Below are 22,871 nucleotides of genomic sequence, written 5' to 3'. Positions count from 1 at the left end.
CCAGAAGGCGATCATGAGCGCCAAGCAGGCGCGCTTCCAGATCGTCGACGTCGTCGCCTCGATGAAGCCGCTGACCAAGATGACCCGGCAGATCGTCAGCGCCGCCAGCATCCCCTCGGTGGTGCGCGACGCTTTCCGCGTCGCGATGGAGGAGCGGCCCGGCCCGGTCCATCTCGAATTGCCCGAGGACATCGCCGGCGAGGAGGTCGCCGACGTACCGCTGATCCCGGTGCATCCGTTGGAACAGCCTGTGGCGGATCCAAGGGCGATCGCACGCGCCGCCGAGATGATCCTCGCCGCCAAGCGGCCATTGGTGATGATCGGCGCCGCCGGCAACCGGCCAAGGCTGGTCGAGCCGCTCTCCGATTTCGTGCGGCGGGTGAAGCTGCCCTTCTTCAACACCCAGATGGGCAAGGGCGCGGTCACCGGCGGCTCCAATCTCTATATGGGCACCGCCGCCCTGTCCGAGGGCGACTATGTCCACCAGGCGATCGACCGGGCCGACCTGATCATCGCGATCGGCCACGACACGATCGAGAAGCCACCCTTCCTGATGAAGAGCGCCGGCGGGCCGAAGGTGATCCATGTCGGCTACCAATCGGCGACGGTCGAGCAGGTCTACCATCCCGATGCCGAGGTGATCGGCGATATCGGCACAACCGTCACTGCGCTGGCAGAACGGCTCGGCGGCCGGCTGGAAGCCGACCCGGTCATGCTGGAGCTGCGCCAGAAGATCCTCGCCCATCTCAACGACCGGGCGCAGGAGGATCGCTTCCCGATCACACCGCAGCGCATCGTCCATGACATCCGCGCGGTCATGCCGGAGGACGGCATGGTCTGCCTCGACAACGGCATGTACAAGATCTGGTTCGCGCGGAACTACCGCACCCATGTCGCCAATACGCTGCTGCTCGACAATGCGCTGGCGACGATGGGGGCCGGCCTGCCCTCGGCGATGATGGCGGCGATGCTCTACCCCGAGCGCCGGGTGATGGCGGTCTGCGGCGATGGCGGCTTCATGATGAACAGCCAGGAGATGGAGACCGCCGTCCGCCTCGGCCTCAACCTCGTCGTCGTCATCCTCAACGACAACGCCTACGGCATGATCCGCTGGAAGCAGGCGGTCGACGGCTTTGCCGATTACGGCATGAGCTTCGGCAATCCCGATTTCGTCGCCTATGCGAAGGCCTATGGCGCCAAGGGTTCGCGCGTCGGCTCCCCCGCCGAGCTCGTGCCGACCCTGGAAGCCGCCTTTGCCGGTGGCGGCGTCCATCTCGTCGAGATTCCGATCGATTATTCGGAGAACACCCGCGTGCTCGTCGAGGAGCTCCGCAACAAGACCCCGGATATCGAGTTGGCCTGATACGGACCAAGCGAAGGAGACCACCATGCTGCAGGTCGTGCAGGCGTTCGATCGCGCGCCAATCGAGGAGATCGCCACCGATGATGCGGCGGCGCTCGAGGCCAAGCTGAAGGCGGCCAACAAGGTCTTCCGCGATCGCGACGGCTGGCTGAAGCCGCATGAGCGGATCGCGATCCTGCGCAAGCTCGCCGAATTGCTGGCCGGCAAGCGCGACCATTTCGCTCGGCAGATCGCACGCGAGGGTGGCAAGCCGCTGACCGATGCGATCATCGAGACGACACGCGCGATCGACGGCATCCACAATGCCGCCGACGAACTCCGGAATTTCGCCGGGCGCGAAATCCCGATGGGGCTGACGCCGGCCGCCGCCGGACGCTGGGCCTTCACCACCAAGGAGCCGATCGGCGTCATCGCGGCGATCTCGGCCTTCAACCACCCGCTCAACCTGATCGTCCACCAGGTCGCGCCGGCGATCGCCGTCGGCTGTCCGGTCATCATCAAGCCGGCGAGCACGACGCCGCTGTGCTGTCGCGACTTCGTCGCGCTGGTGCACGAGGCCGGCCTGCCGGAAGCCTGGTGCCAGCTGTTCATCCCGGAGACGAACGAGCTCGCCGAGGCGCTCGCCACCGATCGGCGCGTCGCTTTCCTCAGCTTCATCGGCTCGGCCAAGGTTGGCTGGTACCTGCATTCCAAGCTGGCGCATGGCGCGCGCTCGGCGCTGGAGCATGGCGGGGCGGCGCCGGCGATCGTCGACCGCAGCGCCGATCTCGATCGGATCATCGAGCCGCTGGTCAAAGGCGGCTACTATCATGCCGGCCAGGTCTGCGTGTCGACGCAGCGCATCTTCGTGCATCAGGAGATCGCCGAGGCCTTCACCGAACGGCTGGTGGCGCGCGTCGCCAAGCTGCGCACCGGCGATCCCACGCTGAAGGAGACCGAGGTCGGCCCGCTGATCTTGCCCAAGGAGGTCGACCGGGTCGCGAGCTGGATCGACGAAGCCGTGAAGGGCGGCGCGAAGCTGGCGCTCGGCGGCAAGCGCCTGTCCGAGACGACATTGGAGCCGGCCGTGCTGCTCGACCCTGCCGTCGACGCCAAGGTCTCGCAGCTCGAGGTCTTTGGCCCGCTGGTCTGCGTCTATCGCTACAGCAAGCTGGCCGACGCCATCGCCCAGGCCAACTCGCTGCCCGTCGCCTTCCAGGGCAGCGTCTTCGCGCAGGACATCGATGTCGCCCTGCACGTCGCCGAGCGGCTCGACGCCTCGGCAGTGATGGTCAACGACCCCACCGCCTTCCGCACCGACTGGATGCCTTTCGCCGGCCGCAGGGAATCCGGCTACGGCACCGGCGGCATCCCCTACACCATGCGCGACATGACACAGGAGAAGATGATCCTGCTGAACCGGCGCTGAGGCGGTTTTAACTCAGAACCTCGCCGTCTTTCCGGGGCAGGCCGTCAGGCCTGAGCCCGGAAGCCAGAACCGATACCGATTCCAGATAAGCTGCCCGATCCCTGCGCCTTGCGATCAAGCGCATCGGTTCTGGGTTCCGGGCTCTTCGCTTCGCGAAGCCCCGGAATGACAGCTCTTCAGCGCTTGAGCAGCAGCCTGACCTTGGCGAGCGCCGAGTCCTGTTCCTCATGATAGTCGATCAGACTGCGGAAGCGACCTTCCGCGTCCATCAGATAGACCGAGGCGGTGTGGTCCATGGTGTAGCCGTCCGCGGTCGGGAGGCGCTTGGCATAGGCCTTGTAGGCCTTCAGCGCAGCATCGACCTCGGCCTGGCTGCCGGAGAGCCCGACGATGCGCGGATCGAAGGACTGCAAATAGAGCGCCAGCTGCGCCGGCGTGTCGCGCCCGGGATCGACGGTGACGAAGAGCACGTTGAGCTTGTCTGCATCGGCGCCGAGCTTGCCGAGCAAGGTGGTGAGCTCGAAAAGCGTCGTGGGGCACACCTCCGGGCAATTGGTGAAGCCGAAGAAGACCAGCGCCGGCTTGCCCTGATAATCGGCCTGCGTGACCTTGCGACCGGTATGGTCGGTCAGGCTGAACGCCCCTCCGACATCGGCCAAGGGCGAAGAAGCGACAGTCCCGCTGTTCGGCCGGCCGGGCCCATCGACATGCCACCAGCCGAGCAGGATCGCGCCGGCGGTGAAGGCGACGACAGCGACTGCGGTCCAGGCGCCGTAACGGATGAGTTTGAGGATCGGCATGGCGCCCTGTCTGGCCGCCGGCTTCGCCGGCGTCAACGCGGCGTAATCGACCCGGTCGCCGTTGCCTGCTGCGGCTCATCGTCGCCGCCGCCATAGGGATCGGCCAGCGCCGCCTGCGGCGCGCTGATCTCCACCTTGCCGGCGACCATGGTCTGCATCCGCTCCGGCCCGATATTGCGCAGGAGCTTGCGGAAGCTCTGGTGCATGCCGCCATCCATCAGCGCATAGCTCATCGCCGGCGTGCTGCTGGAGAGCTCGGCGAGGCGCGCTTCGTCGCGGGCACTGCGGGCCGCGACCAGCGGCTCGACCTCGGCATCGGCCTGGTAGGCCGGGCACGGCGCGCCGGGGACGAAAGCCGAGGCATCGCCGGCCGGATTGAAGACGTAGCGATTGCCGCAAGTCGCCAGACGTGGCGGTTGCCGCGTCGCCTCGAAATGATCCGAGCCTTCCTTGAGATTGCGCCAGAAGTCGATGTTCGGATTGCTGCGATGACGGGCCAGGTTCTCCGGCGTCATCCGGAACGGGAAGGCCTGGACCTGGAAGCTGCGCTGGCCGCCGGCGAAGGCCTCGCGCGCCATCCCGTAGATCTCGGTGACGCCGTCGTCGGTCATGGCGTAGCAGCCAGCCGAAGTACAGGCGCCGTGCACCATCAGGGCTGAACCGGTATAGCCCTGCGCCTTCTCGAGCGCGTTGGGATAGCCGAGATTGAACGAGAGATAGAACTGCGACTTCGGATTCATCAGCTCCGCCGTCACCGTGTAGAAGCCCTCGGGCGCCTGCCGGTCGCCTTCGCGCTTCTTGGGACCGAGCTGGCCCGACCAGCGGCACATCGGATAGGTCTTGAGCAGAGCGTATTGGCCGGAGCGGTCGCGCTTCCAGACTTCGAGCTCGCTCTCCTTCTTGTAGAGGCGCACGACGATCGGGTCGGCCTGGCTCATGCCCTTCGCCGACATCTGCGAGACGAGCGCGGCCGGCAAAGGCTGGTTGCCGCGGCCATCACCCTCCATCCCGACACAGGATGAGAGCGCGACAGCGGCGACACCGAGCAGTGCGAAGCGCCGGAGACGCTGGAGAAGGGAACGATCGGACATGAGAAAATTATCGGCGTCTGGCGCTAACGACTCGTGAACGGGCTTCAAGCCCGCGCGACCCTGCAACCTCAGGCCGGTCGAGGTTCAATTGACGTTTTCGTGAACCGCCATCCGATCAGAGACCATCCGCCTGCCGGATCGCCTGATCCTCGATCTGGATCGTCGTGTGCTTGAGCCCGAATTCCTCGGCCAACAGCCGATTAGCGGCGACGAGGGTCGGCCTGGTTTCAGCCATGTCGGCGACCACGACATGGGCGCTCATCGCATCGAGACCAGATGTCAGTGTCCAGACATGCAAATCGTGGACGGCGGTGACGCTCGGCAGCGCCAGCAGCGACTTCTCCAGCAGAGCCATATCGACCTCTGGCGGCGTGCCCTCCATCAGGATGTGGACGGCCTGCTTCAGCAGGATCCAAGTCCGCGGCACGATGAAGAGACCGATGCCGGCGCCGACGATCGGATCGGCAAGCCGCCAGCCGGTCGTCATCACGATGACCGCCGCGATGATGACGCCGAGCGAGCCGAGCATGTCGCTCAGCACCTCGAAATAGGCGCCCTTGACGTTGAGGCTCTCGGAGGAGCCGCCGGCGAGCAGCTTCATGCTGATCAGGTTGACGATCAGCCCGACCACCGCGACAGCGAGCATCGGCCCACCGAGGATGGGCGGTGGGCTCCGAAAACGCTCATAGGCCTCGTAGAGGATGTAGAGCGTCAGCAGCAGCAGGACGACGGCGTTGGCGAGCGCCGACAGGATTTCCATCCGGACGTAGCCGAAGGTCCGTTGCGGCGTCGCCGGCTTCTCGGCGAAGCGGATCGCGACCAGCGCCAGCGCGAGCCCGCCGGCATCGGTCAGCATGTGCGCTGCGTCCGCCAGCAATGCGAGGCTGCCGGTCCACAAGCCGCCGATGACCTCGGCGAGCATGAAGGCGAAGGTCAGGCCGAAGGCGGCGGCAAGCCGCGATTTGTGGCGGCCCGCCGCCGTACCGGCGCTGCCGCCATGCGAGTGTCCCGCGCCCATCAGGATGCTCCGCTCATATGCCGGTTTGGCGTTCGGTTCATCACCGGCAGGGCGGCCAGAAGCATCAGCACCACACCGAAGGTCAGAGCGATGTCGGCGCCGTTGAAGGTCGGCCAGTGCCAGTCGTCCCAATGCAGATCGAGGAAATCGGTGACCGCGCCCCGGCGCCAGCGATCGATCGCATTGCCGAAGGCCCCGCCGGCCATCAGCGCAAGGCCGATGCGCTCCAGGCGGTGCCGTGCGAGCATTGCCCAGGCCAGCAGGCCGAAGCCGGCCGCGAATTTGAACAGCCCGAGCAGTCCCGGCCAGGCCTCCAGCGTGTCGCGGAACAGACCGAAGCTGACGCCAGTGTTGAAGCCGAGGCGCAGATTGAGGAAGGGTGTGAGTTCGATCAGCTGCGGCGGATTGAGCACGACTTCCAGCATCAACCATTTGCTGGCCTGATCGAGCCCGGCTGCCACGAGCGCGACAGCAATGACGGCGACAAGTTTGCGCCACGAGGTCATGCGGTTTCTCCGGCGGCGCTGCCGCCAACGCCCAGCCAGCGCCGAACGCGAGCCTTGTAGGCGAGATAGGGACCACCGAGCGAGGCGGCGAGCACGCGCTCCTCGATCGCAACCTGCAGCCTGATCGCAACGAGCAGCGCCAGCGTCAGCACCACCTGAACGAAGCTCGGCAGGACGATGAAGAGGCCAATGAAAAGCAGCGCCTGGCCGACGAAGACCGGATTGCGCGAGATCGCGAAGGGGCCACTGTCGACGATCGCGCCCTGCTCGCCCTCGGCCGCACCGATGCGCCAGGAGGTGCCCATATAGCGCTGCGACAAAAGCGCGATGCAGGCGCCGATGACGACCAGGAGATGGCCGAGGACATCGAACCAGGGCCCGTCCAGCGCCACCGTCAGCGGATCGGCCCTCATCGGATTGCCGAAGGTGGCGAGCCAGAGTGGCCAGAGCACGGCGCCGGCAAAGGCGATCCGGAAGAGTGACGCCGGCAGCGTCTGCTTCTCCCCCGCCCTTGCCGAACAGCCAGACCGCGCGGCCGGCCTCCTTCGCCAAGATCGCCGACATGGCGAGGAAGCTGACGACGTAGACGACGACCATCAGATAACTGGCGATCTCCATGCCGGACATCGGCTGTTCTCCTCAGCCGGCCTTGCCGGCGTTGAAGCGGAGCAGCCGCAGCGCGTTCGCGGTGACCAGCACGGTCGCGCCGGTATCGGCGAGGATCGCGACCCAGAGGCCGGTATAGCCAAACACGGTGGTGACCAGGAACACGGCCTTCAAGCCCAGCGCGATCGCGATATTGGCGCGGATATTGCCCATCGTCGCCCGCGCCAGCCGGATCATCGCGGCGATGTCGCGCACCCGGCTCTTCAGCACCGCGCCATCGGCGGTCTCGAGCGCGACATCCGTCCCCGAACCCATGGCGACGCCGATATGGGCGGCGGCCAAAGCCGGGGCATCGTTGATGCCGTCGCCGACCATCATCACCGGCGCCTCGCGTGCCAGCTCCTTGATGGCGGTGACCTTGTCGTCCGGCATCAATTCGGCCTTGTGCTCCAGGCCGAGCGAGCCGGCGATGGCGGCGCCGGTGCGGGCATTGTCGCCGGTCAGCATCACCGAACGGACACCGAGTGCCTTGAGTTCGGCGATGGCGTCGGCGGCATCCTCGCGCGGCTCGTCGCGCAAGGCGATCAGTCCGGCGAGCTGGCCATCGGCAATGACCGCGGCGACGGTCTTGCCGGCGGTTTCAAGCCGCTCGACTGCTTCCAGCGCGGCTGCGTCGAAGGTCGCACGATCCTTCGCGTGACGCGGCGCGCCGACGAAGATGTCGATGCCGTCGAGCATGCCCGTCACGCCCTTGCCGGCGATGGCGGCGGCATTCGCGGCAGCGCGCACCGGGATCGCATGCGCCTTGGCGCGGGCGATGATCGCGAGCGCCAGCGGATGACTGGAGCCGGTCTCGACCGCAGCGGCGAGCTCGACGATTTTGCGCTCGTCACGGCCGAGCGCGACGATCTCGGTGACGCGCGGCTCGCCTGCGGTCAACGTGCCGGTCTTGTCGAAGGCGACGACGCCGGTGCGGGCGGCAGCCTCAATCACCACGCCGCCTTTGAGCAGCAGGCCCTGGCGCGCCCCGGTCGAAAGTGCTGCCGCGATCGAGGCCGGCACGGAGATGACCAGCGCGCAGGGGCAGCCGATCAAGAACAGCGCCAGCGCCCGATAGATCCAGACCGACCACTCGCCGCCAAAGGCGAGCGGCGGCACCAGCGCGACGAGGATGGCAAGGCTGACGATCGCCGGCATGTAGATGCGCGAGAAGCGGTCGATGAAGCGCTCGGTCGGCGCCCTCGCCTCCTGCGCTTCCTCGACCAGGCGAATGATGCGAGCGATGGTGTTGTCTTCAGCCGCTTTCTCGACGCGGACGCGCAGGGCCGCCTCGCGATTGACGGAGCCGGCATAGACCTGGTCGCCGACGCCCTTGGTCTTCGGCACGGATTCGCCGGTGACCGGGCTCTCGTCGATGCCGGAGATGCCATCGCTGATCGCGCCGTCGGCCGGGATACGATCGCCCGGGCGGACCAGCACGATCTGGCCGACCGCAAGCGCGGCCGCCTCGACCTGACGGGTCTCGCCATTCTCCTCGATCAGCGCCGTCTTCGGCACGAGATCGCCGAGTGCCCGGATCGAGGCGCGGGCGCGGTCGGCGGCAACGCCTTCCAGCACCTCGCCGACGGCGAAGAGGAAGACGACCAGCGCCGCTTCCTCGGCCGCGCCGATGACGAGCGCGCCGGTCGCGGCGATCGTCATCAGCATCTCGATGGTGAAGGGCTGGCCGACCATGGCCGCGGCGAAGGCGCGCCGCGCCACCGGCACGACGCCGATCACGCAGGCGGCGATAAAGGCCCAATAGGCGGCGGTCTCCGACAAGGCGAGCTTGGTCAGCCAAGCGCCGGCGAGCAGCGCGCCGGTCAGGAGGACGAGCCTGCCCTTGCCGGTCTCGTACCGGGAGACGCCATCCGGCGTCGGCTCGTGGACATGGCCGGGCAGGCCGTGGCCCTGGTCGGCGGCGGCCGGTTTGGCCTTGCCGTGACCGTGGTCGTGCTTGTGATCGTGGTTTGCATGATCGTGCTCATGGTCGCCCCAATCCGAATGATCCTGGTTGTGCCCGTGCACGTGGCCGTGCGCCTTGTCCGCCGGCCCATGATCGTGGCCACAGCCGCAGCTCGCCTCTGGCGCGGGCGCTGCCACGCGTAGCGCGCTCGTCGGCGTCGTCTTGTAGCCGAGGCTGGCGACGCGCTTTTCGATGGCGTCGCGGCCGGTCCGGCTCTCGTCGAGCGCGAGCGTCAATGTCTCGGACATCACCGAGAGACGCACGTCGGAGACGCCGGGCAGCCGCTCGACCGCGCCGCGAATCTTCGCTGCGCAACTCGCGCAATCCATGCCGCCGACTTTCCAGGACAGCGTTTCCGTTTCGGGTTTTACGGCGGTGGCCATGCTCTCGTCTCCGCTTGACAGCGTTGCGGGGCCACCTACCTACAACCTGTAGCCACTACAGCTTCAAGAGGGAAAATCATGCAGCCGGCGAAAATCCTGGAACGCGTGGTGCCGATCGGGACGCTGGCCGAGCGGACCGGGGTCAAGGTCGAGACCATCCGCTATTACGAGCAGGTCGGCCTGCTGCCTGAGCCGGAGCGCTCCGAGGGCAACCAGCGCCGCTATGGCCGCGCCCATGTCGAGCGGCTCGCCTTCATCAAGCATGCGCGCGATCTCGGCTTCGCGGTCGAGAGCATCCGCACTTTGCTGCGGCTTTCGGACACACCCGGCATGGCCTGCGACGAAGCACATGCCATCGCCGCCAGTCATCTCGACGAAGTCCGCGACAAGATCGCACGGCTGCGCTCGCTGGAGGCGGAACTCGCCCGGATCGCAACGGTTTGCTCAGGCGGCGTCGCGGCCTGCGATTGCGCCGTCATCGAGGCGCTGGCCGATCATGCCCAGTGCGAGCACCACGGCCACTGAGACATCCAGGCAAATTGACCCGGCCAGTAGTCATGCTATCGAAGCGGCAGGAGGGCCGGTTTTGTCCGCAGGGCGCCGCAAAGCAGGGATGAGACGCTGGGTCGCGCTGGCCGCGGCCTATCTCGTCGTGCTTCAGGCGATCTTCGCCGGCCTAGCCTCCGGCGCCAATGCGGCGAGCTTCAGCCTCGACCGTTCGCTGGCGATGACGCTCTGCGCCGGCGGCGACATGCCGGCGAGTCAAAGCGACGGCGCCGCGGCGCATGCGCTGATGAGCTGCTGCATGCTCGGCTGCGCCTTCTCCGGCACGGGCGCCCCGGCTGCACCCGTCTCGTTCCTGCCGGTCGTGCACCGCGCTGTCGATCTCGTCGCCTTCCAGCAGCGGCTCGACCTGCCATCCGGCTTCATCGCTGGCCGCTCTCCGGCCAACCCCCGCGCGCCGCCCACCACCCTCTGAGCTGCGCGCATCCGAGCGCATCGCGCCGGAATCTGCGCTGCCCTGACGGCCGCAAGTAACCTCCCCCATCCCATTCGCTCGCGACGGCAAAGCTGCCAGCGCGCGCTCATTCGAACCAATGCCGCCTCCGGGCGGCTGTGCCGGCCATCCCGGCGCCCATTCCGCAAGGATTCCTGACGATGAAGTCTCTTTCCCTCGCCGCTCTTGTCGCGGCTTTCGCTGCCGGCCCGGCCTTCGCCCATGTCACGCTGGAGACCCAGCAGGCCCCGGTCGGTTCGACCTACAAGGCGGTGCTGCGCGTGCCACATGGCTGCAAGGGCGCGGCCACGACCAAGGTCCGCGTCCGCATCCCCGAGGGGGTTATCGCGGTCAAGCCGATGCCCAAGCCCGGCTGGACGCTGGAGACGACCAAGGGCAAGTACGAGAAGCCCTATGATTACTACGGCACGCCGACGGCCGAGGGCGTCACCGAAGTCTCCTGGAGCGGCGGCAAGCTGCTTGACGAGCACTATGACGAGTTCGTGCTGCGCGGCTATCTCACCGCCGACCTCAAGCCGGAGACCACGCTCTACGTGCCGGTGGTGCAGGAATGCGAGGGCGGCGCGGTCGAACGCTGGATCGAGATCCCGGCGGCTGGCAAGTCGGCTGATGATTACAAGTTCCCGGCGCCCGGCGTGAAGCTGACCCCGAAGAAGTGAGCGAGCGTGGCCGGGCTTTCCCGCCCGGCCGCCCTACCGCCATGACCCGGCAACTCCGCCTTCTCCTCATCCTGCTCGGCCTCGCCGTCGCCTCGCTGGCAACGGCGGGGCAGGCGCTGGCGCACGCCGCACTGACGAAGGCCGTTCCAGCCGACGGGGCGGTGATCGCTGTCGCGCCGGTCGAGTTCAGCCTGAGCTTCAGCGAGCCGGTCTCGCCGCTGGTGCTGAAGCTGATAGCCCCCGACGGAACCGCTCGCCCGCTGACGCGCTTCACGCTCTCTGACCTGACGCTTTCGATCGCGTCACCCGCGGATCTCGGCCAAGGCACGCATGTACTGAGCTGGCGCGTCATCTCGGAGGACGGCCATCCCGTCGGCGGCTCGGTGGTGTTCTCGATCGGCGCGCCCGGTGCGGCTCCAGCCGTGACGACGCAGAGCGAGCCAGCCGTCCGCTTCATGCTCTGGCTCGGCAAGCTCGGGCTCTCTCTCGGCCTCGCCTTCGGCGTTGGCGGCGTCGCCTTCATAGCGTGGGTCACTCCCCTCCCCGCAGCCGCGCGCGCGCCTATCGCAGGCTTCCTAACGCTCGGGCTTCTGTCCCTGCCATTTGCGCTCGTGGCGCAGGGGCTCGACGCGCTGGCTCTTCCACCCTCCAGCGCCTTGCAAGCGGCCGTCTGGCAAGCTGCGGCTGCGAGCAGCTTCGGCCGCACCGCTCTGGTCGCTGCGCTTGCCCTGCTCGCAGCGCTCGCGGCTTTGGTCGCGCCCGGCACGATCGGCCGCATGCTGGCGCTCGTCGGCTGGCTCGGAGTCGGCCTCGCCCTCGCGGCGAGCGGCCATGCCAGCGCGGCCGCGCCGCAGTTGCTGATGCGTCCGGCCGTCTTCCTGCATGCAGTTGCCCTCGCCGGCTGGGCCGGCGCGCTGATGCCCTTTGCCTTCGCGCTGCGCGAGCCTGCGGGAGCGGTTGCGCTGACGCGGTTCTCCGCACGCATTCCATATCTGCTGATCGCACTCCTCCTCAGCGGTGCGGTCCTCGCCATCGTGCAGGTCGAGCGACCGCAGGCTCTGCTCGAAACCGCCTACGGCAATGTCCTTCTCGCCAAGCTCGGCCTCGTCGCAATCCTGCTCGGGCTCGCGAGCTTCAACCGCTATCGGCTGACGGCGAAGGCCGCATCGGGGCAGATTGCAGGATCGCGGCAGCTGCGCAGGGTCGTTGCGGCCGAGGTGGTCGTGGTGCTCGTCATTCTCGGCACGGCTGCGCTCTGGCGCTTCACGCCGCCACCGCGCGCACTCACCGCGGCCGCGGCGCAGCCGGCGAGCGTCCATATCCATACCGAGAAGGCGATGGCCGATCTCAGCGTGACACCGGGCCGGGTTGGCCCCGTGACGATCACCGTCTCGCTGCTGAATGGCGAGTTCGGCCCGCTCAATGCCAGGGAACTTCGCCTGTCGCTCGCCAACCCCACCGCCGGCATCGAACCCATGGAACGGCAAGCCATCCGGCAGGGAGATGGCGACTGGCAGGTCAGCCACCTGACGCTCCCCATCGCCGGCCGCTGGACCGTCGAACTCGAGATCCTGGTCTCGGATTTCGAGATGATCCGCCTCAAGGAGACCGTGGAGATCAGGCCATGACCAGCGACATCACACGCCGCGACTGGACGGGATTGGCAGCAGCCGGCGCGCTATCCGGGTTGCTCGCCGGGCTTCCGCAAGCTGCGCTGGCCCAGCCAGCGGGAACGAGCGCCCCGCGCATCGCGATGCTGGTGCATCCCGATATGGTGATGCTCGACCTGGTCGGTCCGCTGACCGTGTTCTCATTGCTGCGGGCGGAGCTGCATCTGGTCTGGAAGGACCGGCAGCCGGTCGCGAATGATCTTAGCCTGCCGGTCACGCCGACGACGAGCTATGCCGACTGCCCGGCCGATCTCGATGTCCTGTTCATTCCGGGCGGGCTGAAGGGGAGCGTCGCGCTGATGGAGGATGCGCAGACACTCGCTTTCCTCGCCGATCGCGGCGCCCGGGCCCGCTATGTCACCGCGGTCTGCACAGGCTCGCTGCTGCTCGGCGCCGCCGGACTGCTGAAGGGCTATCGCGCCACTGGCCACTGGTACATTCGCGACCTTCTGGCAGCGATGGGAGCGAGCGTCGAGCACAGCCGCGTCGTCACCGACCGCAGCCGCCTTTCGACGCCGGCGCTCCGGAGCGAGCCGGCGCCAAGCTTACCGGCGACCTATTGGCGCGACGCAAGCCCCTGATCGACGCCGCCCGGCGCAATGCCGACCTCGCCAAGACCCGACTCTCGCTTTGATCACCCAAGGAGCATCGACATGATCAAACTTCGCCTTCCCCTCGCTGCTGCGGCCCTCGCGTTGGGCTGTGGCACCGCCCTCGCACAGGATTACACGGCCGGCCCCCTCAAGATCGAGCAGCCCTGGACACGCGCGACGCCGGCCGGCGCCAAGGTCGCCGGCGGTTATGTCGCGGTCACCAATACCGGCAGCAGCCCCGACCGCCTGCTCGGCGGCAGCAGCGAGATCGCCGGCAAGGTCGAGATCCACGAGATGGCGGTCAACAACGGCGTGATGACCATGCGCGGCCTGCCCGATGGCGTCGAGCTCAAGCCGGGCGCCAAGACCGAGCTGAAGCCCGGCGGCTATCACATCATGTTCATGGACCTGAAGCGCCAGCTCAAGGAAGGCGAGACGGTCAAGGGCACGCTCACCTTCGAGAAGGCCGGAGCGGTTCCGGTCGAGTTCTCTGTGCAGTCGGTCGGCGCCCGCGCCCCAGCCGAAGCCCACAAGCACTGACCGCCGCCGAGAGGCTGCGAAATCGATGAAGCCGCCGAGCGCATGCCCGGCGGCTTTTTTGATGCGCGCTTGACGATCCCGAGCGTGAGAAGTACGGTCCATATTAGAAAACAAATGATCCATAATATGGATCTACTGGAGGAACGCAGTGCTACAGGGCATGCTCCCGGTGTTGCCGACGCCGTTCACCGAGGCTGGCGCTGTCGATCCCGAGGCGATGGCCGGGATCGTCGACTTCGCCGTGTCCAGCGGCGTCGATGGCGTGGTGTTCCCGGGTTTTGCCAGCGAGGTCGATGAGCTTTCGGCGGCGGAGCGGACGGCGCTGCTCAAGGTCGTCGTCAATCGCATCGGCGGACGGCTGCCGATCGTCGCCGGGGCGAGCGCGCCGACCGCTCTCGAGGCGATCTCGCATTGCCGCGAGGCCCTCGCCAACGGCATCACACATGTGATGATCCAGGCGCCGAAGAGCGTCGGTACGACGACGGAAGCGGTCTCGGCCTTCTATCGCGAGATCGCTGCGGCAGCGCCCGGCATCGAGATCGTGCTGCAGAACGCACCGGCGCCGCGCGGTTCCGACCTCAGGCCCGAGGCGATCCTGGCGATCGTTCGCGACAACCCGGCGATCATCTATGTCAAGGAAGAGACGCTGCCATCGGGCCTTGCGATCTCGGCGATCGTTGCCGGCAAGCCCGCGCATCTGAAGGGCGTCATCGGCGGCGGCGGGGCTCGCTACCTGATCGACGAATACAATCGCGACGCCTGCGGCGCGATGCCCGCGGTCGAGCTCGCCGATATCCATGTCGCGATGGACCGGGCCTATCGTGCCGGCGACCTCGCTCGCGCGCGCGATCTCTATATGCGCACGCTGCCGCTGCTGGTGATTCAGTTCAATTTCCGCATGGCCTTCACCAAGCATGTGCTGACGCGGCGCGGCGTGCTGACCAACCAAATCGTACGGGCAAAGGTGCCACAGATGGACGCCCGGGACGTCGCCGAGATCGACGCCTGGCTGGAGGCCTGCGCCGACCTGATGACGGTCGAAGCGCGCGCGCCTGCCCTCGCCGGAGAGGCGTGATGGCCGAGCGCGTCGCCCGCGTCGAGGTCTTCTCGATCACCATCCCGCGCGAGACGCCCTATCTCGGCGCGCTGCGCGAGGGCGAGCGCATCAACGATCACGGCTATATCGTCCGCAAGGGCAACCGAACCGTCTATCCGACGGTCGATCGCACCGTGGTCGTCAGGATCGAGACGGCTGATGGCGCGGTCGGCTGGGGCGAGACCTATGGGATCGTCGCGCCCGGCGCGGCGATGGCGATCATCGACGACCTGCTCGGCCCGTTCGTCGTCGGGCGCGACCCCCGCGATGTCAGTGTCATCCACGATGATCTCTACGATCTGATGCGGGTGCGCGGCTACACCGGCGGCTTCTATCTCGACGCGCTCGCCGCCATCGACATCGCGCTCTGGGACCTCTGCGGCAAGCTCTCCGGCCTGCCGCTGGTCAAGCTGCTCGGCGGGCAGAAGCATGAACGCTTGCCGGCTTACATTTCCGGTCTACCGAAGCCGACGCGGGCGGAACGGGCCGAGTTCGCCGCGCAATGGCAGGAGAAGGGCTTCGACAGCTTCAAGTTCGCCGCGCCCGTCGCCGATGACGGCAATGTCGCGGAGATCAGTACTCTGCGCGAGCGGCTCGGGCCGCAGGCCCGCATCGCCTGCGACATGCACTGGGTCCATACCGGGGAGGAGGCCGTCGCGGCGATCCGGGCGATGGAGCCGCACGGTCTCTGGTTCGCCGAGGCGCCGGTGAAGCCGGAGGATCTCGACGGTCTCGCGCATGTCGCCTCGAAGGTCTTGACGCCGGTCGCAGCGGGCGAAGAATGGCGCACCGTCTACGATCTCGTGCCGCGGGTCGCCCGGCGCGCCTGCGCGATCGTGCAGCCGGAGATGGGCCATAAGGGCGTGACCGAGTTCATGCGCATCGGCCTCTATGCCCAGGCGCATCATCTCAAGGTGATCCCGCACGCCACGATCGGCATCGGGCTGTTCCTGGCCGCGAGCCTGCACGCGTCGTCGGCGCTCGCGGCGGTCGAATGCCACGAATTCCAGCATTCGATCTTCGAGCCGAACCGGCGATTGCTTCTCGGAGACATGGATTGCAGCGCCGGATTCTACCGTTTGCCGAGCGGGCCCGGCCTCGGGGTCGAGCCGTCGAAAGAGGCACTCAAGCTGCTGAAGCGGCTGTAACGATAAAACCAAGGGAGGAGGAGACCATGACGAGGAAGAGGCTTGGACTTGCACTGTCCGCGGCTGCGCTCGCGCTCGCCGCCGGCTTTCTCCCCGGCGCCGCGCTGGCGCAGGGCAAGGTGCTGAAGTTCGTCTCCTGGCAGAAGGACGAGCGCGGCGTCGGCGACTGGTGGGGCTCGGTGATCAAGGAATTCGAGGCGACCCATCCCGGCGTCAAGATCGAATGGACCAAGGTCGAGCGCGGCGCCTATGCCGACACGATGACGACGCTGTTCGCCGGCGGCAAGCCGCCTGATATCGTCCACCTCGCCTCCTTCGAGTTCCAGAAATTCGCCGACAATGGCTGGCTGGAGCCGCTCGATCCTTACATCAAGGAGGCGAAGTTCGACCTCAAGGGCTGGGCCGGGCAGGACACCTGCACCTGGAACAAGCAGACCGTCTGCACGATGATGCTCTATTTCGGCTACATCTTCGCTTACAACGAAGAACTGCTGAAGAAGGAAGGTCTCGAAGTTCCCAAGACCTATGCCGAGTTCCTGGCTGCGGCGCAGAAGCTGACCAAGGACCTCAACGGCGATGGCATCGTCGACCAGTTCGGCACCGGCCACGAGACCAAGGGCGGCGGCGGCCAGTATATGAGCGAGATGATGAACTACACGCTCGATGCCGGCGGGCGCTGGACCAACGATGCCGGCAAGGTGACGATCAATACGCCCGAGATGATCGAGGGCCTGTCGCGCTGGAAGACCATCGTCAAGACCAGCCTGACCCCGCGCGACTTAGCCGCAGGCGAGGTCCGCCAGATGTTCGCCGACGGCAAGATCGCGCTGAAGATGGACGGACCCTGGCTCTGGCCGATCATCCAGAAGGGCAAGGCCAAGGACCAGATCAAGCTCGGCATGGTGCCGTTCAACCCACCGGTCGGCGGCTCCTCCAACGTGCTCGGCATCGCCGCCGATGCACCGAAGGACAACAAGAAGCTGGTCTGGGACTTCATCGCGATCGCGACCTCGGACAAGTTCCAGTCGAGCTATGCGACGCTCGGCGCCTCGCCGCCGCCCTCGCCGCGCGCCGACACCTCGGCCGCGAGCAAGGACACGCCGCATTTCGACCTCCTGGTGAAGGCGACCAAGGCCGCCGCAGACGCCAAGGTCGACCGGATCCCGAAGGGGCTGGAGCTGCAGTTCAACGAGTTCGCCAAGATGGTCATGGAAGAATCGCAGCGGATGATCATCCAGGACCTCGATCCGAAGACGGTCGCGGCGACCATGCAGGCTAAGGCCGAGGCGCTGCAGAAGCAGTGAAATCCAGTCGTCATGGCCGGGCTTGACCCGGCCATCTCGGAAACCAGAGCCCTCTCGTCACGAGATTCTCGGGTCGGCGCTCCGCGCCGCCCGAGAATGACGGAATTCGCCAGGAGACGCCCTGCCATGCCCGGCTTCAGCCTCGACCTCGCCCGCCCGAGCCGACGGCACTGGCTCGGCTATCTGCTGCTGGCGCCGGCTGTGCTGCTGATCGCGCTGATCATCGTCTATCCGCTGTTCGTCTCGGTCGACCTCTCCTTCCAGAACGTCAACATCGCCCGGCTCGACCAGCCACGCCGGCCGTTCACAACCGCCAACTACGAGCGGCTCTTCGCCTCGGAAGATTTCTGGAACGCCTGCTGGGTAACCTTCAAGCTCGTCACCATCGTCTCGTTCTTCTGCTTCCTGCTCGGACTCAGCACGGCGCTCCTGGTCAACAACCGCTTCAAGGGCCAGGCGCTGGCGCGGCTGCTCGTCGCCCTGCCCTGGGCGATCCCGGAAGTGATCGCGGTCGTGATCTTCGCCTGGCTGTTCGATTCCTCCTTCGGCCTGATGAACTGGCTCTTCATCAAGCTCGGCCTGGTCGACCAGACGATCAACTGGTTCTCCTCGCCCGACGCAGCCTTCGCCGTGGTCTGCACGGTGATGGTCTGGAAGGGCTATCCCTTCGTCTCGATCATGATGCTGGCCGGTTTGCAGTCGATCCCGGAGGATTTCTACAACGCCGCCAAGGTCGACGGCGCCCGCGCCTGGCAGCGGCTGATCCACATCACCATCCCCTCGCTGATGCCGGTGATCGGCGTCACGCTCGTGCTGGTGATGCTCTGGGTCTTCCGCGACTTCTCGATCATCTACGTGCTGACCGGCGGCGGGCCGCTGAAGGCGACGCAGTCGCTCTCGATCATGACCTACGAGCAGGCCTTCGGTTTCTTCAAGATGGGCTACGCCTCCGCCATCGGCGTCATCACCCTGATCGTTTGCGTGATCGCGAGCCGGCTGATGATCGCCCGCGCACCGGACAATATCTGAGGAGGCGGCGATGAGACGAAAAACCACACGTCACGCCCTGCTCTATGCCGGCGTCGTCCTGACCTGCGCCATCCTGGTCTTCCCGATCTACTGGCTCGTCGTCACCGCGCTCTCCGAGCCGAGCCAGCTCCGGCAATTGCCGCCGAGCTTCTGGCCAGCTGAGCCGCGCTGGGGCGTGTTCGGCCAGATCATGGCCGAGCGGCCGATCCTGCTCTGGCTCGGCAATTCGGCACTCGCCGCCATCGGCGCGGTCGCGATCTCGATGGTGGTCTCGGTGCTCGCCGGCTACAGCCTGTCGCGCTTCAGGGTGCGCGGCGGCCAGTCGCTCGGGCTCTTCATCCTGACCGCCAAGATGCTGCCGGCGACGCTGCTAGTGATCCCGCTCTTCGGCATCTTCCGCAATCTCGAGCTGATCGGCAGCCTGTGGTCGATCATCCTGGCGCACGCCACGCTGATCATCCCGTTCACGACGTGGATGCTGAAGGGCTATTTCGACACTATCCCGCACGAGCTCGAGCAGGCGGCGATGGTCGACGGCTGCTCGCCGCTCGGCGCGCTGGTCCGGGTGATCCTGCCGGTCTCGGCGCCGGGGCTGGCGGCGACGGCGCTCTACGGCTTTGTCCTGTCCTGGTCGGACTATGCCTATGCCCGCACCTTCCTGACCAACGCCCAGGGCAACTGGACCGCCAATCTCGGCATCACCACGATGAAGGGCGAGTACATCTCGAACTGGAGCGACATCTCCGCCGCCTCCATCCTCGTCGCCCTGCCGATCCTCCTGATCTACCTCTTCCTCGAGCGCTATCTCGTCGGCGGCCTGACGGCCGGGGCCGAGAAGTAAGAGAACCCGCATGGCTGGAATTCGCATCGACAGCGTCACCAAATCCTATGGCGGGCTCGCCGTCCTCAAGGCGTTCTCGCTCGACATCGCCGATGGCGAGTTCGTCGTCCTCGTCGGCCCCTCCGGCTGCGGCAAGTCGACCATGCTCAAGATCCTCGCCGGGCTGGAAGAGGCCTCCTCCGGTACGATCGCGATCGGCGAGCGGGATGTCACGGACCTGGCGCCTGGTGACCGAGACATCGCCATGGTCTTCCAGAACTACGCGCTCTACCCCCATCTCACGGTCGCCAGGAACATGGGCTTCGGCCTGAAGATGCGCGGCACCGACGCGGCCGAGATCGAGCGGCGGGTCGCCGAGGCCGCAAAAATCCTCGGCATCGACCACCTGCTCGAGCGCCGGCCGCGCGCCCTCTCCGGCGGCCAGCGCCAGCGCGTCGCGCTCGGCCGGGCGATCGTGCGCGAGCCGCAGGCCTTCCTGATGGACGAGCCGCTCTCCAATCTCGACGCCAAACTGCGCGTCCATACCCGCGCCGAGATCAGCGCCCTGCACAAAAGGCTGCGCGTCACCACGATCTACGTCACCCACGACCAGACCGAGGCGATGACGATGGCCGACCGCATCGTCATCATGAAGGATGGCGTGATCCAGCAGATCGCCTCGCCCGATGTGATGTTCCGCGAGCCGGCCAATCTCTTCGTCGCCGGCTTCATCGGCTCGCCCGGCATGAACTTCCTCAAGGCGAAGGCCGAGGCTGCGGGCGGCGGAGCCACGGCCAAACTTTTCGGCCATGACGTGAGGTTGCCTGTCGCGAATGCCTCGGCGCTCGCCGGCAAGGATATCGTGGTTGGGCTCAGGCCCGAGCATATCGCCGCCGGTCCAGGGCAGGTCTCGTTCACGGTGGCACCGCGGCTGATCGAGAGCCTCGGCAGCGAACAGTATGTCTATGTCGACCTCCCCGAGGAACACCGCCGCGAGGCGAGTTCCAGCGGCGAGGATGAGGCGCGGCGGACCTCACTGATCGCGCGCCTGATCAATCCGGATACAAGGCCGCCGGAGGAGACATTGACGCTCTCCTTCGACCCGGCGCGCCTGCACGTATTCGATGCCGCCAGCGGCGAGGCGATCAAGTGAGCGCGATCCTGGTCACCGGCAGTGCCGGACGCGTCGGCTCGCGCGTCGCCCGCCAATTGCTCGAAGCGGGCCACCGAGTCACCGGCTTCGACCTGCGCGCCAGCGGTATCGAGCATCCCGCCTATCGCGAGGTGCTCGGCGGCTTCGACGATCGCGCCACCGCGCGGGGAGGCCGTGCAGGGCGCTGACGCGATCCTGCATCTCGGCGCCTTCATGTCCTGGCTGCCCGCCGACCGCGACAGGCTGTTTACCGCCAATGTCGAGGGCACGCGCGTCCTGCTCGAAGAGGCCGCGGCGATGAAGCCGAAGCGGCTCGTCTTCGCTTCCTCCGGCGAGGTCTATCCGGAGAACGTGCCGGACTATCAGCCGATCGACGAGGACCATCCGCTGAAGCCACGCTCGCCCTATGGGCTGAGCAAGCTGCTCGGCGAGGAACTGGTGCGCTTCTACGAGCGGACCAGTGGCGTGCCTGCGACGATCCTGCGGTTCTCTCATACGCAGGATGCGAGCGAGCTGCTCGACCCCGGGAGCTTCTTCTCCGGCCCGCGCTTCTTCCTGCATCCGAAGATCCGCCAGCAGGAGGGCTTCGGCAATGCGGCCGCCGTGGCGGCCCTGCGTGCCCTCGATGACGGGCGCGAGGCGCTGGTGCTATCGCGCAACGAGGCCGGCCGGCCCTTCCGCATGCACATCACCGATACGCGCGACATGGTCGCCGGCATCCTGCTGGCGCTGTCCGACGAACGCGCCGCCGGTCGCACCTATAATCTCGGCGTGACCGAAGCCGTCGACTTCGCCGCCGCGCTGCCGATGATGGCGGAGTTGACGGGACTGCCGTTGAAGACCATCGACCTGCCGGGCGCCGGTGTCTTCTACGAGACGTCGAACGCCAGGATCCGGACCGAACTGGGATTTGAGCCGCAATGGACCTTCGAGCGCATGATCGGCGAGGCGGCGCAGGCGCGGGTGAAGCGCGCGTCCTGACGCCGGACGAGCGCGACGTCCCGACCGGTGCTGCCGCCCTCGCCAAGGGCCTCTATCTGCTCGACGTGATCGGCGAGGCTTCGGCGCCGCCGCGGTTCCGAGACCTGCAGGTCGCGACCGGCCTGCCCAAGGGCACGCTGGCGCGCATGCTCAACACGCTTCTGACCTTCCGCCTGATCCGGCACGAGGAAAGCGACAACACCTACAGGCTCGGCCACCGCCTGTTCGAGCTCGCCCACCGCGTCTGGGAATCCTTCGACCTGCGCGGCGCAGGCGCGCCGGCGCTCGACCGGCTCGCCGAAGAGACGCGCGAAACCGCGGCGCTCTGCGCCATCGACAATGGCGAGGTACTCTATATCGACCAGCGCAGCCGCGGCGGCCCCTATGGCTTCCGGATCGAGATCGGCCGGCGCGCGCCGCTGCATTGCACGGCCGGCGGCAAGGCCCTGCTCGCCTTCGTCCAGCCGCATGAACAGCGTGCCCTCGTCGACCGTCTCAAGCTCGAGTGCTTCACCGAGACGACCATCACCGAGGAGGAGGCACTCGCCGCCGACCTCGCGCTGACCCGGGCCCGCGGCTATGCCGTCTCGCAGGAGGAGCATGTCGCCGGCGTCGCCTCGGTCGCCGCGCCGATCTTCGACCATACCGGCCGCGCCGTCGCGGCGATCGGCGTGTTCGGCCCGTCCTCGCGGCTGACGCGCGAGCGGCTGCACACCACCGGCCGCGACCTGATGGCGGCAGCGCGGCAGATCTCCGGCAATGTCGGCGCGACGCAGATGAACATTTCTCCGGCGCCGCGCTCGACGCGCCCGGTCGACCCCAACATCCAATGCGTGCTGCCCTGGGGCGCCCATCTCGCCGAGGGGCCCTATTGGTCGGCCGGCGAGCAGCGGCTCTACTGGGTCGACATCCTCGCGCCCTCGGTCAACCGCTTCGACCCGGCGACCGGCAACAACGAGGAGGTGACGCTGCCGCGCCTGGTCAGCGCCGTGCTCGGCCGCCGGGGCGGCGGGCTGGTGGTGCTGACGCAGGAGGGGCTGGAGGCCTTCGATTTCGCCAGCGGCCGGCTGACCCCGCTCGCCGATCCCGAAGCCGACATCCCCGACAACCGCTTCAACGACGGCAAATGCGACCGGCAGGGCCGACTCTGGGCCGGGACGATGCGGCTCGACGCCAGCCGCGCCTCCGGCTCACTCTATGCGATCGCGCCGGACCTTTCCTGGCAGCGCCAGGAGAGCGGGCTCACCGTCGCCAACGGGCTCGACTGGAGCCCGGACGGCCGAACCTTTTACTTCGTCGATTCCGCCCATAGTCGCATCTACGCCTATGAGTTCGAGGCCAAGGCCGGGACGCTCGCCAATCGCCGCGTCTTCGCCGAGGTCGCCGGCCGGCCGGACGGGCTCGCAGTCGATGCCGAGGGCTTCGTCTGGTGCGCGATCTGGGATGGCTGGTGCCTGCACCGCTATGCCCCGGACGGCCGGCTCGATCGCGAGGTCTGGCTGCCGGTGCCCCGCCCGACCAGCCTCGCCTTCGGCGGCCCCGACCTGAAGACGCTGTTCATCACCACGGCGCGCATCCGCCTGCCCTCGCGGATGCTGGCCGAGGCGCCGTTCTCGGGCGGCCTCTTCACCTTGCCGGTCGATGTGCCCGGCCTGCCCGCGCCGGAGTTCGGCGGGTGAG

Annotated in this window: 21 protein-coding genes and 1 pseudogene (1 of these 22 cut by a window edge); 16 read left to right on the top strand and 6 right to left on the bottom strand. The window is 67.2% G+C overall.

Annotated features, from left to right (window positions below):
• On the top strand, window positions 1-1,363 hold the 3' portion of the coding sequence (locus QO058_RS18795) for an acetolactate synthase large subunit (RefSeq protein WP_284167794.1). It extends 293 nt beyond the left edge of the window; 1,363 of the gene's 1,656 nt are visible here — the last part of the coding sequence; the start codon falls outside the window, past its left edge; the stop codon is at window positions 1,361-1,363.
• 25 nt (window positions 1,364-1,388) lie between these two features.
• Window positions 1,389-2,771 (top strand): aldehyde dehydrogenase family protein, encoded by a 1,383-nt coding sequence (locus tag QO058_RS18790; RefSeq protein ID WP_284167792.1) that lies wholly within the window; start codon window positions 1,389-1,391, stop codon window positions 2,769-2,771.
• Between the two features lie 176 nt (window positions 2,772-2,947).
• On the opposite strand, the gene QO058_RS18785 is transcribed toward QO058_RS18790, so the two are convergent.
• The 6 genes from QO058_RS18785 to QO058_RS18760 all read right to left on the bottom strand — a co-directional run bounded on the left by QO058_RS18785 (window position 2,948) and on the right by QO058_RS18760 (window position 9,180).
• Window positions 2,948-3,571 carry an SCO family protein gene (locus tag QO058_RS18785; protein WP_284167791.1) on the bottom strand — a complete coding sequence of 208 codons (624 nt, stop codon included), beginning with the start codon at window positions 3,569-3,571 and terminating at the stop codon, window positions 2,948-2,950.
• A gap of 32 nt (window positions 3,572-3,603) precedes the next feature.
• Window positions 3,604-4,662: a L,D-transpeptidase family protein gene (locus QO058_RS18780; protein WP_284167790.1), complete on the bottom strand. Its 1,059-nt coding sequence runs from the start codon at window positions 4,660-4,662 to the stop codon at window positions 3,604-3,606.
• 115 nt (window positions 4,663-4,777) lie between these two features.
• Window positions 4,778-5,680 (bottom strand): cation diffusion facilitator family transporter, encoded by a 903-nt coding sequence (locus QO058_RS18775; protein ID WP_284167788.1) that lies wholly within the window; start codon window positions 5,678-5,680, stop codon window positions 4,778-4,780.
• Window positions 5,680-6,186 carry a signal peptidase II gene (gene lspA / locus QO058_RS18770; RefSeq protein ID WP_284167787.1) on the bottom strand — a complete coding sequence of 169 codons (507 nt, stop codon included), beginning with the start codon at window positions 6,184-6,186 and terminating at the stop codon, window positions 5,680-5,682. Before lspA ends, QO058_RS18775 begins: the two co-directional genes overlap by 1 nt.
• Window positions 6,183-6,638 carry a methyltransferase family protein gene (locus QO058_RS18765; RefSeq protein ID WP_284167786.1) on the bottom strand — a complete coding sequence of 152 codons (456 nt, stop codon included), beginning with the start codon at window positions 6,636-6,638 and terminating at the stop codon, window positions 6,183-6,185. Before QO058_RS18765 ends, lspA begins: the two co-directional genes overlap by 4 nt.
• A gap of 187 nt (window positions 6,639-6,825) precedes the next feature.
• Window positions 6,826-9,180, bottom strand: coding sequence for a heavy metal translocating P-type ATPase (locus tag QO058_RS18760; RefSeq protein WP_284167785.1), 2,355 nt, complete (start codon window positions 9,178-9,180; stop codon window positions 6,826-6,828).
• A 78-nt stretch (window positions 9,181-9,258) separates the two neighbouring features.
• Here QO058_RS18760 and QO058_RS18755 point away from each other — a divergent pair, with 78 nt between their 5' ends.
• The 14 genes and pseudogenes from QO058_RS18755 to QO058_RS18690 all read left to right on the top strand — a co-directional run bounded on the left by QO058_RS18755 (window position 9,259) and on the right by QO058_RS18690 (window position 22,870).
• The gene (locus QO058_RS18755; protein ID WP_284167784.1) at window positions 9,259-9,705 is read left to right on the top strand and encodes a MerR family transcriptional regulator; all 447 of its coding nucleotides are present in this window, start codon (window positions 9,259-9,261) and stop codon (window positions 9,703-9,705) included.
• Window positions 9,706-9,793: 88 nt separating this feature from the next.
• Entirely contained in the window at window positions 9,794-10,159 is a 366-nt protein-coding gene (locus QO058_RS18750; RefSeq protein WP_284167783.1) for a hypothetical protein, read from the top strand.
• A 179-nt stretch (window positions 10,160-10,338) separates the two neighbouring features.
• Window positions 10,339-10,857: a YcnI family copper-binding membrane protein gene (locus QO058_RS18745; RefSeq protein WP_284167782.1), complete on the top strand. Its 519-nt coding sequence runs from the start codon at window positions 10,339-10,341 to the stop codon at window positions 10,855-10,857.
• Window positions 10,858-10,898: 41 nt separating this feature from the next.
• Window positions 10,899-12,485 (top strand): copper resistance CopC/CopD family protein, encoded by a 1,587-nt coding sequence (locus tag QO058_RS18740; RefSeq protein ID WP_284167781.1) that lies wholly within the window; start codon window positions 10,899-10,901, stop codon window positions 12,483-12,485.
• Window positions 12,482-13,108, top strand: coding sequence for a DJ-1/PfpI family protein (locus QO058_RS18735; protein WP_284167780.1), 627 nt, complete (start codon window positions 12,482-12,484; stop codon window positions 13,106-13,108). The genes QO058_RS18740 and QO058_RS18735 overlap by 4 nt, the downstream gene beginning before the upstream one ends.
• Before the next feature lie 72 nt (window positions 13,109-13,180).
• Window positions 13,181-13,660 carry a copper chaperone PCu(A)C gene (locus QO058_RS18730; RefSeq protein WP_284167779.1) on the top strand — a complete coding sequence of 160 codons (480 nt, stop codon included), beginning with the start codon at window positions 13,181-13,183 and terminating at the stop codon, window positions 13,658-13,660.
• A gap of 160 nt (window positions 13,661-13,820) precedes the next feature.
• Complete coding sequence (locus tag QO058_RS18725; RefSeq protein WP_284167778.1) at window positions 13,821-14,735, top strand: dihydrodipicolinate synthase family protein; 915 nt, start codon at window positions 13,821-13,823, stop codon at window positions 14,733-14,735.
• Entirely contained in the window at window positions 14,735-15,904 is a 1,170-nt protein-coding gene (locus QO058_RS18720; RefSeq protein ID WP_284167777.1) for a mandelate racemase/muconate lactonizing enzyme family protein, read from the top strand. The genes QO058_RS18725 and QO058_RS18720 overlap by 1 nt, the downstream gene beginning before the upstream one ends.
• A gap of 26 nt (window positions 15,905-15,930) precedes the next feature.
• The gene (locus QO058_RS18715) at window positions 15,931-17,208 is read left to right on the top strand and encodes an ABC transporter substrate-binding protein (RefSeq protein WP_284167776.1); all 1,278 of its coding nucleotides are present in this window, start codon (window positions 15,931-15,933) and stop codon (window positions 17,206-17,208) included.
• Window positions 17,209-17,334: 126 nt separating this feature from the next.
• Window positions 17,335-18,237: a carbohydrate ABC transporter permease gene (locus QO058_RS18710; RefSeq protein ID WP_284167775.1), complete on the top strand. Its 903-nt coding sequence runs from the start codon at window positions 17,335-17,337 to the stop codon at window positions 18,235-18,237.
• A gap of 10 nt (window positions 18,238-18,247) precedes the next feature.
• A complete protein-coding gene (locus QO058_RS18705; RefSeq protein ID WP_284167774.1) occupies window positions 18,248-19,078 on the top strand; it encodes a carbohydrate ABC transporter permease in 831 nt (276 codons plus the stop codon).
• 10 nt (window positions 19,079-19,088) lie between these two features.
• Window positions 19,089-20,210: an ABC transporter ATP-binding protein gene (locus QO058_RS18700; protein WP_284167773.1), complete on the top strand. Its 1,122-nt coding sequence runs from the start codon at window positions 19,089-19,091 to the stop codon at window positions 20,208-20,210.
• A gap of 5 nt (window positions 20,211-20,215) precedes the next feature.
• Window positions 20,216-21,191: pseudogene (locus QO058_RS18695) on the top strand (NAD-dependent epimerase/dehydratase family protein).
• Window positions 21,131-22,870, top strand: coding sequence for an SMP-30/gluconolactonase/LRE family protein (locus tag QO058_RS18690; RefSeq protein WP_284167772.1), 1,740 nt, complete (start codon window positions 21,131-21,133; stop codon window positions 22,868-22,870). The pseudogene QO058_RS18695 and the gene QO058_RS18690 overlap by 61 nt, the downstream one beginning before the upstream one ends.
• The last annotated feature ends 1 nt before the right edge of the window (window position 22,871 follow it).

It is taken from the genome of Bosea vestrisii (assembly GCF_030144325.1).
GTDB classification, from domain to species: domain Bacteria; phylum Pseudomonadota; class Alphaproteobacteria; order Rhizobiales; family Beijerinckiaceae; genus Allobosea; species Allobosea vestrisii_A.
The sequence above is the reverse complement of the archived record's forward strand: the minus strand, read 5'-3'. Positions and strand labels throughout refer to the sequence as shown.